The organism is Blautia sp. 1001283B150304_161114_C9, from assembly GCF_015668165.1.
Taxonomy (GTDB): domain Bacteria; phylum Bacillota; class Clostridia; order Lachnospirales; family Lachnospiraceae; genus Blautia_A; species Blautia_A wexlerae.
Genome location: NZ_JADPGO010000006.1, coordinates 1 through 15166 on the forward strand (window position 1 = coordinate 1; position 15166 = coordinate 15166).

13 protein-coding genes are annotated in these 15166 nt (G+C 42.0%); 5 read left to right on the forward strand and 8 right to left on the reverse strand.

The window, feature by feature from the left end; genetic code table 11:
- Positions 1 to 206: 206 nt before the first annotated feature.
- A complete protein-coding gene (locus I4V44_RS04465) occupies positions 207 to 929 on the forward strand; it encodes a LytR/AlgR family response regulator transcription factor (protein WP_055200720.1) in 723 nt (240 codons plus the stop codon).
- Positions 930 to 961: 32 nt separating this feature from the next.
- On the opposite strand, the gene I4V44_RS04470 is transcribed toward I4V44_RS04465, so the two are convergent.
- The 7 genes from I4V44_RS04470 to pta form a co-directional block, all read right to left on the reverse strand.
- Positions 962 to 2872, reverse strand: a complete 1911-nt coding sequence (locus I4V44_RS04470; protein WP_055200722.1) for a sensor histidine kinase — start codon at positions 2870 to 2872, stop codon at positions 962 to 964.
- 38 nt (positions 2873 to 2910) lie between these two features.
- Positions 2911 to 5196: a hypothetical protein gene (locus I4V44_RS04475; protein ID WP_196002398.1), complete on the reverse strand. Its 2286-nt coding sequence runs from the start codon at positions 5194 to 5196 to the stop codon at positions 2911 to 2913.
- A 135-nt stretch (positions 5197 to 5331) separates the two neighbouring features.
- A complete protein-coding gene (locus tag I4V44_RS04480) occupies positions 5332 to 6705 on the reverse strand; it encodes an MATE family efflux transporter (protein WP_055200733.1) in 1374 nt (457 codons plus the stop codon).
- A gap of 230 nt (positions 6706 to 6935) precedes the next feature.
- A complete protein-coding gene (gene rpmF, locus I4V44_RS04485) occupies positions 6936 to 7118 on the reverse strand; it encodes a 50S ribosomal protein L32 (protein ID WP_008704709.1) in 183 nt (60 codons plus the stop codon).
- 4 nt (positions 7119 to 7122) lie between these two features.
- Positions 7123 to 7650, reverse strand: coding sequence for a YceD family protein (locus tag I4V44_RS04490; RefSeq protein WP_055200735.1), 528 nt, complete (start codon positions 7648 to 7650; stop codon positions 7123 to 7125).
- Between the two features lie 274 nt (positions 7651 to 7924).
- Positions 7925 to 9115: an acetate/propionate family kinase gene (locus tag I4V44_RS04495; RefSeq protein WP_008704712.1), complete on the reverse strand. Its 1191-nt coding sequence runs from the start codon at positions 9113 to 9115 to the stop codon at positions 7925 to 7927.
- Between the two features lie 231 nt (positions 9116 to 9346).
- Positions 9347 to 10357, reverse strand: a complete 1011-nt coding sequence (gene pta / locus I4V44_RS04500; protein WP_019161337.1) for a phosphate acetyltransferase — start codon at positions 10355 to 10357, stop codon at positions 9347 to 9349.
- A gap of 252 nt (positions 10358 to 10609) precedes the next feature.
- On the opposite strand from pta, the gene I4V44_RS04505 reads away from it, so the two are divergent.
- Both I4V44_RS04505 and I4V44_RS04510 read left to right on the forward strand, forming a co-directional pair.
- Entirely contained in the window at positions 10610 to 11920 is a 1311-nt protein-coding gene (locus I4V44_RS04505; RefSeq protein WP_055200736.1) for a tRNA(Met) cytidine acetate ligase, read from the forward strand.
- Positions 11921 to 12000: 80 nt separating this feature from the next.
- The gene (locus tag I4V44_RS04510; protein ID WP_055200738.1) at positions 12001 to 12789 is read left to right on the forward strand and encodes a hypothetical protein; all 789 of its coding nucleotides are present in this window, start codon (positions 12001 to 12003) and stop codon (positions 12787 to 12789) included.
- A gap of 9 nt (positions 12790 to 12798) precedes the next feature.
- Here the strand turns inward: I4V44_RS04510 and I4V44_RS04515 are convergent, their stop codons facing one another.
- Entirely contained in the window at positions 12799 to 13212 is a 414-nt protein-coding gene (locus tag I4V44_RS04515; RefSeq protein WP_118587254.1) for a potassium channel family protein, read from the reverse strand.
- Between the two features lie 111 nt (positions 13213 to 13323).
- Here I4V44_RS04515 and I4V44_RS04520 point away from each other — a divergent pair, with 111 nt between their 5' ends.
- Both I4V44_RS04520 and I4V44_RS04525 read left to right on the forward strand, forming a co-directional pair.
- Entirely contained in the window at positions 13324 to 13860 is a 537-nt protein-coding gene (locus tag I4V44_RS04520) for an HdeD family acid-resistance protein (protein ID WP_118758910.1), read from the forward strand.
- An 18-nt stretch (positions 13861 to 13878) separates the two neighbouring features.
- On the forward strand, positions 13879 to 15153 hold the full coding sequence (locus I4V44_RS04525) for a chloride channel protein (RefSeq protein WP_118758909.1): 1275 nt from the start codon (positions 13879 to 13881) through the stop codon (positions 15151 to 15153).
- Positions 15154 to 15166 lie beyond the last annotated feature (13 nt).

The following is a 15166-nucleotide window of genomic DNA, read 5'->3' on the forward strand; positions in this document are numbered from 1 at the left end:
AAAGTCAAGGCTTTTGTAATCTTTTTGTTAGACCCTTAAGACTAACTAAGGGTATAGATTATCTAAATACCATTGGTGTGTGAACAGTAACAACACATCACGTAATTGTCAGGATATTGTCATCTTAGCCTTGAATAATTTTCCGGAATAGTCTAAAATACAAATTGCATTTTTATTTACTATAGTAATTCCAGGAGGTACTCCTTTTGAAGATTGCAATCCTTGATGATTCAAAAGAAGATCTGCGGCAGATAAAATCTGTTATTTCTTCTTACTATGAATCCCTGAATACATCTGCAGACATCCGTCTGTATTCCAGCGCAGAGTCCTTTTTTGCAAAATATTCTCCGGGTTTTTACGACCTGATCATTATGGATATTTACATGGGCACCATGACCGGTATGGATGCAGCCAGAAAATTACGCGATGCAAAAGACACTGCAGCTCTGATCTTTATCACAAGCAGTGATGCCTATGCTGTGGAAAGCTACGATGTCCAGGCATCCTACTATCTGATGAAACCCTTTGATCCGGAAAAATTGTGCCGTATCCTTTCTACGATCCAGCTCAGACAGTCACAGAATTCCAGATACATCGAACTGATTTCTGACCGAACTCCTGTAAAGATTCCGGTACGCAGCATTCTCTATGTGGATACTTACCGCAACGCCATTCAGGTACATACAACCGATGCCGGTATCATACGCTCTTACATGACTTTCCAGAAATTTGAGGAGATTCTTGACGGAATGAAATGCTTTCTTTCCTGCTACAGGGGCTGCATCGTAAATATGGATCATATCGAAGAGATCACCGGGGAAGGATTTCTCATGGACAGCAAGGAACTTGTCACTGTACGCAAACGCGGCTCCAATGCCATAAAAAAAGCATATCTGGAATACTTATTTTCATCAGATTCCGATAAATAATCATCTTACAATAAGTATTCCTGATATACCCCTTATACTTCTGCCGCTATTTTTACAGGCAGGAAAATATTAACTTTAAATACACCATCTTCTGTACAGAAGGTCACATACCCCCCGGCTTTCTGTACTACCTCTGTCACAGACGCAGTCCCTATCCCGAAACCTCCATGTTTTGTCGAATAAAATCTGTCTTCTTTTCTCTGGATTTCATTTGTGTACGTATTGGAAATTTCTATCAGCAGTTTTTTATTCTTAATCTTTGTAAGGATCTTTACATAAGGATTCTTTTCCCGCGACTGTTCTGCCACTGCATCCACAGCATTCTCCAGAAGATTCCCGTAAATCTTGCATAAATCAGTATCTGAAATGCTGATATTTTCCGGAAGCATCATATCATGTTCAAGTAAAATCCCTCTCTGCTTCAGTTCACCGGCATAGAAATGGATGACCGCATCTACTGCCATATTTCTGCAATAACAGACTGTTTTTTCCTCTTTTGTCATAACAGAAGCATACTCCTGCAGATACTTCATCAGTTCTTCATATTTTTCCTGCTGTGCATAAGCCATGACCGTGCGGAGATGATGACGCATATCATGACGCATTTTGCTGATCTCATCCATCTTCTGTGTAAGCTCTTCATAATGCTGTTTCTGCATCAGAAGCTTCTGCTCCATCTGACGGCTGTATTCCCCATAGGTTAACTGGAATCTGTAGGCATTGGCAAGTTCTATCCACAAAGTCAGGCCCACACAGAAAACAAGCACTGCGGCTCCAAATTCCGTAAACCATCCTCCTACGATCGGCTCATATGCTTTCCATATTCTGTCTGCTGCCAGAGATGAAGCATAGGCAGTAATTCCCACCAGAAGAACACTGCTGTATTTCTGCTGTATATCCTTCACACTCCTGAACATCAGATAAAACGCAGAAAACCATTTCATAACTTCCGTAATCCCGGAAACCAGATAGAGTCCGCCTGCTGACTGAATCCCGGAACATAACAATTCTGCCGCAAAAATCAAAACACCTGCCGCCGCAAGGATAACTGCCAGAATTTCCGGAAAACGTCCTTCATCACAAAGGATTTTCTGCTGCACAACCACAACACATGCAAACATCAGATAATAAAATAAAGCTTCCAGTCCATAAGCCGGCTGTACTTTTACAGGGACAAATGCATGGAGAACAGGATAGGAACTGCACCCCATAACGCAGATACAAAGCAGGGCAAAAAAACAGAACTCAGCCTTTTTTGTACGCACAAACATATAAACTGCAAAAAGGAAAACACAAAATGTAAGCGCCAGATACACTGCATCACCGACAATCGACAGACCTCTGATCAGATTCACCTGTAAAGGCAGACCAAATACCGGCACAAACTGAATACCCGATGATACTGAATGCCGGTCTGTCACAGCAATCATAATCTCCGTATTTCCTTTTCCCTCAAATGTAAAGACTCTGTTCTGAATCTGTTCTTTATAATTTTCCGGATCCGGATTTCCAACCTGTCCGACCAGATTTCCATTTACGTACAGATTATAGGAAGAAAACACTTCCACAAGACCTATGGCATATCTCTTTTCCTTCTCAGGAAGCACCAGTGTCATCCGATATGTCCCGCTTCCAAAAGGAGATTTATCTTTATCGCCCAGATCCATACCACCGTATTCACCTATAGAAATATATCTGCTGTAGTACTCTCCTTTATGTTTTTCAAGTTCCCCGGGGGTCAACAGCAGATCCGGATAATATTCCCACTCTCCGGTAAGATAATGCAGAGGATCATCCTCGCGTACATAAAGAATACCCTGTATTGCCTGGTCACCCCTGGCCGTATACTTATTATCAACGTAATAAAGCAAAAAGAACACACCCATGGACAGGACAAACACAACTATTACAAGTATCAATGAATATTTCCGTTTTTTCTTCATTGCTGCCACCTCCTTTTGTCCACAGGTGTATTCTTATTCTATCTGTTTCTTCTGTTATTTCGCTTTCTTCTCAATATCAGGAACAAGATCAGTCCAACTGCCGCAATGCTTAACAATCCACAGATTTCACCTGTAAAATCAATTCTTTTTATTAATTTTACAGCTTCCTTTTTCTGCTTTTCTGGCAGTCCTTCTGTAGTCACCTCTTCTGTTATAACGCCATCCAAGATCGCTTCTGTGTCTTCATCGGCATCTGATACCGAAGATTCTGTCAGATTTGTCTCTGTTTTATCTGTCTGTCCACCGGCAGGATCATCTGAAAGAAAATAATCTCCTGTCTTTTCTATCTCAACCCGCAAAATCTTCTGTTTGTCCTGCCAGGTTACCGCACACAAATTTCCCTGTGCATCCACAACTGTCACAGTCTCCGGAGATGAAATTTCTCCAAATACAGAAGTCTGAAATTCCACTGTACTTCCCGGAATCTCCGTTACTTCCTCTCCTCTTACAAAAATTCTCAGGGAAAAAGCAGATTCTGCAGTTTTCTCTATCCTCATCTGGATTTCATCATTTGCTGCCACTTTCCAGGTATTTATCGTCTCAGGCAGGATCGTCACAGAAATTCCCTGCTTTTCAAATATGACGCTGCCATTTTGCTGTAACATCAGAAGCAGTCTCTGACCGCTGACTGCTGTGACAGTATCCGTACTCAGCTCAGTTACTGTACTATCTGCAGCATCAAAATCCGATACTGTTGCGGAACCGGTCGCTTTTGTCTCTCCTGCTGAAGCTTTCTGACCGGAGTTTCTGCTATTATCCGAAGTTTCGCCGGAACTTTCTTCATAATTATTCTCTTTAGTGTCCGGAGATTCCATTCCTTCTATGGAAGGCACCGGCGTAACCGTCTGTCCCGGAGCCTTCTGCACAATAGCCGGAAGATTCTTCTCATCCCTGTCCGAAAAGTTTCTCTCATGCCAGTACTCATTTACAATAAATTCATCATTATATGAAAAAGAATAAATCCCTGTACTCCCTGTTTCATAAACAGCACAGATATCGTAATTATTTCCTTTTTTCAATATTTCCCGGCAGTAAAGCTGTATCCCTTTGGATGTTACTTCCGCCAGTTCTCTGTCCAGCTTCTGATAACTCCCTTTATTCTTACGTATATAAACCTGTACATTCTGAAGTTCTTCTGCTGAAAAGCCTGCCATAAGCATCGGAAACTCTACCAGATCCACTACAGGCATACTGTAAGTATTAATCTGCGGATACCCCCTTTCCTGTACGGAAAGATAGGCATATGCCTTTGGCAGTGCCAGATTCTCAGATAACTGATATCCTTCCGGCACCACAAATGTACCGGTAAGTTTATAGACGCCCTGTTTCGTAAGATCTACCTGACTCATATCCCAGGAAGACTCCAGAATAATCTCAGGATTTTCTGCTGTATTTTCGAATTTCTCAGCAGTGCTGACGCGAAGCCTGACACTTTCTTTCAGATCTTCTTCTATTTTTCTCAGACTGCTTCCGATTTCTACTGCATAAGCAGCACATCTGCTCAGATATTTCTCATCTTTTGCATTATAAGAACGAATACGTTTTGCAGGGATTCCCGTATTTCCAAGCTGACTGTACTGATAACTGTATACTTTAAGACTGCCATCTTTTTGATACCGAAAGCGCAGAGTACCGGTCTGTCTCTGTCCATCGCCATAAACTACCATCAACGAATACGTATTTCCCACAACCATACTCTGATTGGAGACATACAGACCATCCCCGCTGCAAAGGGCAAATCCTTCCTCTATAAGATTCATCCAATGCCCGTTATCCTTTTTCAGATAAGCCTCCATAGAATCTGTATCTTCTCTCTCCAGCCATGGAAAAATATACAGGCCGGCCGCTGTCAGTCTGTAATAAGTATTGATTTCCGGTTTTTCCGGATACTGGACTGAAACTGTGGTCTGTACCTGTGGACTGTTGATTTTCCCGAGATCATATTCCGGAGGCAGTTTCAATATTCCCTTTACAGTATAAACACCCGAAAGCTTCATATTGACAGTAGAAACATTCCACTGAACCGGAATATGCAGGGTATCTGAATCTGTATAAACAGTATAGGTTATCTCTGACAGCTTATCACAAATGACTTCACTGCTTTTATTTATCTCCACTGCCACAGCAGGAATATCTTTGGGCGCAGTCACGTGGCTGACCGTATTTTCCTGCCCTCTGATGACCGTCGTTTTTTTTATGATAAGCATCCCGGACAGACAGATACCTATCATCAAGATCAAAAATATACGCTTTTCTTTTCTCATAGTATTCTCCATCACTATGACACCAGGAATCGTCACCTGTCTGTCACCTGTCTGACATCTGTCTTTAGCTTACCTTATTTTCCTGATTTCATCAACAGACATAGGATAAACTGCATTTTTTCATGAAAAATGGCGTTACTGTTTCTGTCTCCGGAAGTGCTCTGCCTTTTCCTTTCCGGGGAATTTCATGAAATAGTATACAACAAACAGCACCGCCGTAATACTCCATGAAACCGGATAACTGAGCATGATCGTATTGATTCCCGGATACATCTGTCCTGCTGTAAAAAGCCACAGGATTCTCAAAGAACACACACCGCCACAGGTAAGGAGCATAGGCACCAGAACCTTTCCGGTACCCCTCAGTGCCCCGGACAGAATCCCTATGATCACATAAATGAAATAGGACGGCAGTAAAAAACGACTCATATGAACACCATGGACAATCACTGCGCTGTCTGTGGTAAACAGACGATAAATCCAGGGAGCAAATGAATACATCAAAATGATCATCACCGCAGAACTGACCATACTCATGACCATGCAGACACTCACACTCTTTCGCATACGATGATATTTGCCGGCTCCGAAATTCTGTCCCACAAAGGTAGTAATGGAAATTGCGAACGCATTGATCACCATCCAGAAAATAGCATCGATTTTCCCAAGAGTTCCCCATGCCGCCACTGTGTCAGTTCCCAGATTATTTACAAATACCTGTATCACAATATTGGAAATATTATACATTACAGATTCCAGACCTGCCGGAATACCGATTCTCAGAACTGAAAACAGCATTCTTCTGTCAAAACGGATCTGATTGATCTTCAGCACATATATCTCTCTGGTTTTCAGAAGCATTACTGTTACGATCAGCGCACTGATCACCTGAGAAGTAACTGTAGCAACAGCTACTCCTGTCACACCCATGCCAAACGCAACCACAAACAGCAGATCAAGAATAATGTTCAGCACACAGGTAATGATCAGAACATACAGTGGTCTTTTGGAGTCTCCTACCGCACGCAGGATGGCTGCTCCCATATTATAAACCAGGTTAAAAACCATTCCGCCAAAATAAATATGAAGATACACTGCAGAGTCCTCTACTACATCTGCAGGTGTCTTCATAAGCAACAATGCAGGCCTGGTCAAAAAAATCCCCACTACAGTAAGAACAATTCCCGCTGCAATGGAGAATGCAAATGCTGTATGCAGTGCCTTACTCAGATTCTTCTTATCTTTTGCCCCATAAAACTGCGAGATCACAACTGCTGCCCCTGAAGAAAGCCCTACAAAAAAGCCAACAATCAGATTGGCGATCTGACTGGCAGAACCTCCAACTGCAGCAAGTGCCTGTTTTCCTACGAAACGGCCGACAACAATAGTATCTGCCGTATTATAAATCTGCTGAAAAAATGTTCCAAATACAATAGGAAAGAAAAATAACAGCAGCTGTTTCCAGATCACACCTTCTGTGATCTGATTTACCTTCTCCTTCTCATTCATTACTTTTTCCTCATCCATTATAATGTTCAGATGTATCCACTGTCTTTATCTTTATATGGATTATCTGCAGTTACTGTCCACGCTGCCCGGCAAACCGTTTCGCGCTACACAGAATTTTATAGCAATTCCGGAACATTACGGAGTAATTTCCTATAACTAACATAAAATAATACACAAAAAAGCAGGCATCCCAAACGGGAGAACCTGCCATACTTTGCAACCATTAAAAATTAGTCTTCAACTTTAATGATTTCCTTTTTGTTGTAGCTTCCGCAAGCTTTGCATACTCTGTGCGGCATCATCAGTTCGCCACATTTGCTGCATTTTACAAGGTTCGGAGCGCTCATTTTCCAGTTTGCTCTTCTCTTATCGCGTCTTGCTTTGGAAGATTTATTCTTCGGACAGATGGACATTATGTTACACCTCCTTAAATTTACTAAATATATCACTGATAGCTGCCATACGGGGATCCTTAGGTTCCTCGACGCATCCACAGGGACCGTCATTGAGGTTTTTCCCGCACTGGCTACAGATTCCTTTGCAGTCTTCTCTACATAAAACCTTCAAAGGCCAGCTCATCAGTACCTCAAGATAGACCAGCTGGTCCACATCCAGGTCCATACCTGTGAGATAAGAACTTTCGTCCAGATCATTCACACGGTCTTCATCCGTAAGCTTCATATCAAGTTTTCGCTCAATCTCCAAAGGAATCTCTGTTGAAACCTCTTCCAGACATCTGTCACAGGGAATACCTACGGTAATCTTACCTGTTCCTTTGATTTCAAGATTTCTGTCACCTGTATTCGTGATCGTAAGCTCTATGGGTTCTTTTGCAAGTACCGGAAAGCTTCCTGACTGAAAGGTGATCGTATCCATTCCAAACTCTGCAGTCTTCTGAATACGCATTCCTTCACTGGATGAAATATCTGATAAATGTATCTGCATACTTTTCTCCTATCCACACTTGTTTTATTATACATACCGCCTCTGCTTTTGTCAACGATAAATTAGAAAAATTTCACATTTTGTCAAGTAATATTCCTTTACGAAGTATTTTATAATCCGGCGGCATTATTATCAGGTAATTTCCATATGCCTTACGGGCGCAAAGAAGGGTGCTCCTGACAGATGCACCCTTCCCTTCTATATAAATATAACTTTTATCCAGTTATATTTCTCTCGTTTGGACACAAAACAGACACTTTATTATCTGTGAAAATTAAACCAGAGCTACTGTCTCTCTGCAGATTGCAAGTTCTTCGTTTGTAGGAATTACAGCAACTTTAACTTTGGAATCCGGTGTAGAGATAACGATCTCTTCTCCGCGAACTCCATTAGCTTCTTTGTCAAGTGTAACTCCAAGGTATCCAAGATAGCTTACAACCTTCTCACGCACAGGAATAGCATTCTCGCCGATACCTGCTGTAAATACGATGGCATCTACACCGTTCATAGCTGCAACATATCCGCCAACGAATTTAGCGATACCATAGCAGAGAACATCGATTGCGTTAGCTGCATCTTCGTTTCCGCTCTGAGCTGCATCGTTCAGGTCACGGAAGTCACTGGATAATCCGCCGGATAATCCAAGAAGACCGGATTTCTTATTGAGAACATTCATCATACCTGCGATGTCAAGGTTCTCTTTCTTAGCAATGAATTCCATGATAGCAGGATCAATGTTACCGGAACGTGTTCCCATAACAACACCTTCAAGTGGAGTAAGACCCATTGTTGTATCAACACACTCACCGTTTACAACAGCACTGATGGAAGAACCGTTTCCAAGGTGGCAGACGATAACTTTGGAGTTATCTTTGTCAAGGCCAAGGAATTCAACAGCACGTTTGGAAACAAAGCTGTGGGATGTTCCGTGGAAACCATATCTTCTTACTTTGTAGTTCTTGTAATATTCGATTGGAAGACCATAGAGATATGCTTTTGCAGGCATTGTCTGATGGAAAGCTGTATCGAATACTGCTACCTGAGGTACACCCGGCATAAGCTCGGAGCATACACGGATACCGATCAGGTTTGCAGGGTTATGAAGTGGTGCAAGGTCATTGCATTCTTCTACTGCTGAGATTACTTCATCTGTGATCACTACAGATTTGGCAAATTTCTCACCACCATGTACAACACGATGTCCAACAGCATTTACTTCTTTCAGGCTTCCGATTGCGCCTGTTTTATCATTTGTGAGGGCATCCAGTACCATCTGGATTGCTTCTTTATGTGTAGGCATTGCAGCTTCTGTGATCTCTTTGTCACAGCCTGTTTTCTGATATACTAATCTTCCATCGATACCGATTCTCTCGCAGAGACCTTTTGCAAGAACTGCTTCTGAATCAGAGTTGATCAGCTGATATTTAAGGGATGAACTTCCACAGTTGATTACTAATACGTTCATTTTCATATTCTGCCGGCAGCAAATTTCGAATACTGTCCATAATCCTGACACAAGTCTTCGAATATTTCTGTCAGCTTTTCCTTTCATATTATAATATTATTCTCATCATTTCCAGGGAAATATGAGTAATGATATCAAAGGCATCAGAATCAGAAATATCTCCTCCGATGCCTTTAACATTATGTAGTCAATGAAATAATTCTCAGTCCGTTTTACGGTCTGACTGAAATCTTATTTATTGTCGTCAGCCTGGCACTGTACTGCTGTGATAGCTACCACACCAACGATATCGTCTGCAGAGCATCCACGAGACAGGTCATTTACAGGTTTAGCGATACCCTGGGTTACAGGTCCGTAAGCCTCTGCTTTTGCAAGACGCTGTACAAGTTTGTATCCGATGTTACCTGCATCAAGGTCTGGGAATACAAGTACGTTAGCTTTACCTGCAACTTCGCTTCCAGGAGCTTTAGAAGCGCCTACGCTTGGAACGATAGCTGCATCAAGCTGGAATTCTCCGTCAAGTGCAAGTTCCGGATTCTGCTCTTTTGCGATCTTTGTAGCTTCTACTACTTTATCTACGTCAGCATGTTTTGCACTGCCTTTAGTGGAGTGTGAAAGCATTGCAACGATTGGTTTCTCCTGAACAAGAAGTTCAAAGGATTCTGCAGAAGATGCTGCGATTGCTGCAAGCTCTTCTGAAGTCGGGTTCTGGTTCAGACCGGAATCAGCAAATACAAATGCGCCGTTTGCGCCATATTCGCAGTTCGGAACTACCATTAAGAAGAATGCAGATACAAGTTTTGTACCTGGTTTTGTTTTCAGGATCTGAAGACATGGTCTTAATGTATCAGCTGTAGAGTGACATGCACCGGATACCATACCGTCTGCATCGCCCATTTTTACCATCATTACACCATAGTACAGATACTGGTTAAGAAGAATCTCTTTAGCCTGATCCGGTGTCATGCCTTTTTTCTGTCTTAATTCTACTAACTTGTCAATATATCCCTGTGTTTTCTCTGATGTAGCAGGATCTACGATCTGTGCGCCGGAAATGTCATATCCGTCTTCAGCTGCACTCTTTTTAACAGCTTCTTCGTTACCAACAAGGATAACCTTTGCAATTCCTTCTTTTAAAATTTTCTCTGTAGCTGCCAGAGTTCTCTTATCTTCTGTCTCCGGAAGTACGATTGTTTTTACGTTTGCTTTTGCTCTCTCTTTGAGTGTGTCAATAAATCCCATGATTAAAATGGCTCCTTTCATATAGCAGTTCTGATATCACAATATCTGTATACCAGATGTCATTACCATTCACCGAATATATACAGTGAACAGTAATCTGTTTTCTGCGCTGTCTTCATTATACCTCCTGAAGCCTTGTATTTCAAGCATCTGAATGGTAGAATATGACATAAAAAAGTTTTTTTTAAGATGCAATATGGTTAAAAAAAGAGAACTCTACAAAATTTCAGGAAGGAGCATCTGTGTAAATTTATGAAAACAGCAGGAATTATTGCAGAATATAATCCTTTTCACAAAGGACATGAATATCAGATCCGGTATACAAAAGAAAAGCTAAAAGCAGACTACGTTATCGTTGCCATGAGCGGAGATTATGTGCAGCGCGGCACTCCTGCTCTCATCTCCAAACACGCACGTGCAGAAATGGCTCTGCGGTGTGGTGCTGACCTTGTACTTGAAATGCCGGTATCTGTCTCTACTGCAAGTGCGGAAGCCTTCGCAATGGGAGGTGTTTCCCTGTTGGACGGTCTTGGCGTTGTTGATATGCTCTGCTTTGGAAGTGAATCCGGGGAGATCAGCGCACTGAAAGAACTGGCTGAGATCCTTGTAGAAGAACCTGAAGAATATAAGAAACTGTTGAAAAGCTTTTTAAGCGAAGGGCTGACTTTTCCGGCTGCCAGAAGTCAGGCACTGACAGAATATTTTAAGAATCCGCGCAACTTCAATGGTGACGATTTTGACGGAGTCCTTACTCCTCTGTTAAATGAAGTTACACAGATCCTGAATACACCGAATAATATTCTGGGGATCGAATACTGCAAGGCACTTCTCCGTCTGAACAGCCGGATCTGCCCTGTCACGATCCGCAGGGAAGGAATGGGCTATCATGAAACCACTGTCCCTGAGGGAAATTCCACAGTGCTTTCCCCTGATTTACAGTCACCCACTGATTTCTTTGCATCTGCAACTGCTATACGAAATCTGATTCTTCAGAATTCCCCTAATCCGGATGCCCTGACCTCCCAGATTCCAGAACCGGCTTTTCCTGTTTTCCAAAAAGCTGTGAATTCCGGTGAATTTCTCACAGAAAATTCTCTGGATTCCATTCTCTCCTACTGCCTCATGAAAGAGAATGGGAAAAGCCTTTCTTCCTACATGGATGTTTCCGAAGATCTTGCCCGAAGGATCATAAATCAGCAGAATCTTCTGTTGTCCTTTTCCCAGTCTGTATCTGTTTTAAAAACCAGAGAGCTGACTCAGACAAGGATACAGAGGGCATTGCTTCATATTATATTAAATATCCACACTGCACCCACTCAGATTCCCTTTGCCAGGGTTCTTGGTTTCCGCAAAGAAAGCAGTGAACTGCTAAGCCGGATCAAGCAGCACAGCCGAATTCCTCTTATCACCAAGCTTGCGGACGCCCAAAATCTTTTGGACAGTGAAGGTAATCAGATTTTATCTGAAACTGTTTTTTCTTCCAATTTATATGAAAAACTCCTTTGTCTGAAAACCGGCAGAAAATTCTGCCACGAGTCCCAGAAACAGCTTATTATCCTATAATTCTTGTTGTTTGGATGCACTTATGTTAAAATACAAACAGTGAGGATAAGGATATAAAATAAGGAAGGAGGAAAAGAAAAATGAAAGCTAATTCAGGTTTGAAAAAGAACAGAACAAAGATTCAGATGGTACTTACCGCCCTGGTAATCTTATCTGTTGTACGTCAGTTTTTCCTGGGAAATTACCACAATATGTTTCTGGGAATCCTGACATTGATCCTTTTTATGGTTCCCCAGTTTCTGGACAGGAAACTGAACGTCACAATACCACCGGGACTGGAAACAGTCATTCTAATCTTTATCTTTTCAGCAGAAATTCTTGGCGAAATCAATGCCTTTTATGTAAAAATCCCTATCTGGGATACCATTTTACATACTACTAACGGTTTTCTGATGGCTGCCATCGGATTTGCACTGATTGATCTTTTTAACCGCAGTGACAGGTTTTCCATTAAAATGTCACCGTATTTTGTAGCTTTTTTTGCATTCTGTTTTTCAATGACTGTTGGTGTTATGTGGGAATTCTTTGAATTCAGCATGGACTGGTTTTTTGGAATGGATATGCAGAAAGACTGGATCGTACCGGCCATCAACTCTGTGAAGCTGAATCCTACCGGCGCAAATGTTCCGATCCATGTAGATGTTCAGTCTCTGGTCGTTAACGGCGAGACCTGGGATCTGGGAGGCTATCTTGATATTGGTATTGTTGATACCATGAAAGATCTGATTGTAAACTTTATCGGTGCAATAGTATTTTCTGTCATCGGTATTCTGTATCTGCGAAACCGCGGAAAAGGAAAGCTGGCAGCTTCTCTGATCCCGCAGGTACGCAGCAAGCAGGAAGAAGAACTTTCTTCCAAAGATCAGTAAAATCCACAGCTACCGAAACTGGCGCACTTTTCTGGAAATATTCTCCAGCTCTTCTCTGGAAAGCTCAGGAAGTCTTTCCAGCTGATCCATAAACATGGCAAGTGTCTCTTTTCGCTGCATTTCCACCATCTGGGTGTAGAAATTAACCACTACCCCGGTGGCAATGGCAACTACAAAAAGCGAATAGATTGTCAGAAGAACAGAACACATTTTTCCAATAAAAGTAACCGCAACCACATCGCCAAATCCGGCAGTGGAGATCACCGCATAGCAATACCACAGTGCATCTCCGTATCGGTTAATGTCCGGTTCCGCCAGCTGGATCACTGCTGCGATAGCAAAAATAAACACAATAAAACCAATGATAATTTTATCTGCGCGAGTCCGTTTTAATACACTGCCTAATACTTTAATTCTTTTCATACACCTGTCCTCCAATGAAATAATCTATTATCTGAAATTAATTGAAGTATAGTATAAAACGGTTTCACTTGCAACACAAAAGCTTTGTGACATATAAAGGAGAATCCTCGTATGAAAGACAACAGAACGTTAAAAATCATCATCCTGATCACAGGAATTTTAACTGTATTATTAGGCATCTATACTCTTGTAAGACCAATGAGAACCTTTCTCTCTATCGGTTGGATCCTGGGAATCCTTCTGTTTGTAAATGGTATTGAACTTGTAGCTCTCTCTTTATCTAAAGAAAAGAAAGAAATCGGCGCATGTATCCTCGGTGTTCTCGAAGGACTTGCAGGTCTTGTTTTACTTTTCAGCGGTATCCAGAGATTCATTACAGATGTAATGGCAGCTTATATGGTCGGTGCTGTCATCCTGATCTATGGTATTTTCCAGATTGTCGGCGGCATAAAGACATACAGCACCTCTAAGGGAAAAGGAATCCTGAGCATTATCTGTGGTATTTTATCTGTCATTGTCAGTATCGTATCATTTACCCACCCTGTACTTACCATGATCTCTGCAGGATATATGATCGCATTTTCTGTTTTAATGCAGGGTATCAACATGATCGTACTTGGAATTAATTTCGGAAAGGCAGAAAGTTGACAAAAAGGTTATGGCTATATGAATAACACAAAAAGCTCCAAAAACGTATCTTTAAAAAATCAGCTTGAATTGTGGCTGTTCTGTGCACTCATTGGTGCTGTTGCTGGTGCACTGGTATGGATCCTGCTGAAAATAATGGCAGTCGGAACTGAATTTCTATGGAAATGGCTTCCCGGAAAAACTTCTTTTCCATATTATACGATTCTTATCTGTGTAGCCGGTGCGGCAATTATCGGTATTTTCCGAAAAATATTCGGAGACTATCCCGAAGATCTGGAAACCGTTATGGAAAAAGTCAGAGCAGAAAAAAGATACGAATACAAAAACATGCTTGTAATGATGGTGGCAGCACTGCTGCCATTACTCATAGGAAGCAGTGTAGGTCCCGAAGCCGGACTTACCGGTATTATCGTAGGTTTATGCTACTGGGCCGGAGACAACCTTAAGTTTGCCAAACAGAATACCAGAAATTATTCGCAGATTGGTGCCGCAGTCTCCATGAGTGTGCTGTTTCACGCACCTCTGTTCGGCATTTTCGAAGTAGAAGAAAACTCTGAGGAAGACCTTGCAGCCTTAACAAAGGGTTCCAAATTATTTATTTACGGAATCGCGCTGGCTGCAGGCACTGGTATTTATGCAGGTTTATCTGCACTTTTTGGTGCAGGGCTTTCCGGATTTCCATCCTTTGATATGGTGGAAATCCAGAGAAAAGACTATCTGCTTATGATTCTGTATATTTTGTGCGGTCTTATCCTGGCATACTTCTATCAGGCAACACACAAGCTGACCGGAAATATTTCTAACAGATTCCCGGCAGTTGTAAAAGAGATTTTTGCAGGTTTATGCCTTGGAATCACAGGTTTATTCTTACCTGTACTTATGTTTTCCGGAGAAGAGCAGATGGGAACACTTATGAAAACTTACACCTCCTATCTGCCGCTGGCACTTATTGCTATCGCGTTTTTCAAACTTCTGCTGACAAATCTGTGTATTCAGTTCGGTTTAAAGGGAGGACATTTCTTCCCTGTCATCTTTGCCGGAGTATGTATGGGATACGGCGTGGCAATGCTGACCTGCGGGCCAGACGGGGGACATGTGGTATTTGGAGCTGCAATCGTTACTGCGTCACTTCTGGGCGGAATCATGAAAAAGCCACTGGCAGTAACCATGCTTCTCTTCCTCTGCTTCCCGGTTAAAATGTTTATCTGGATATTCATCGCAGCAGCGGTTGGGAGCAAACTTATCACACTCAAACCAGAGCAGGAACCTTCTGCAAATTACAGCAAGCAATAGAGTCGCTACCAGA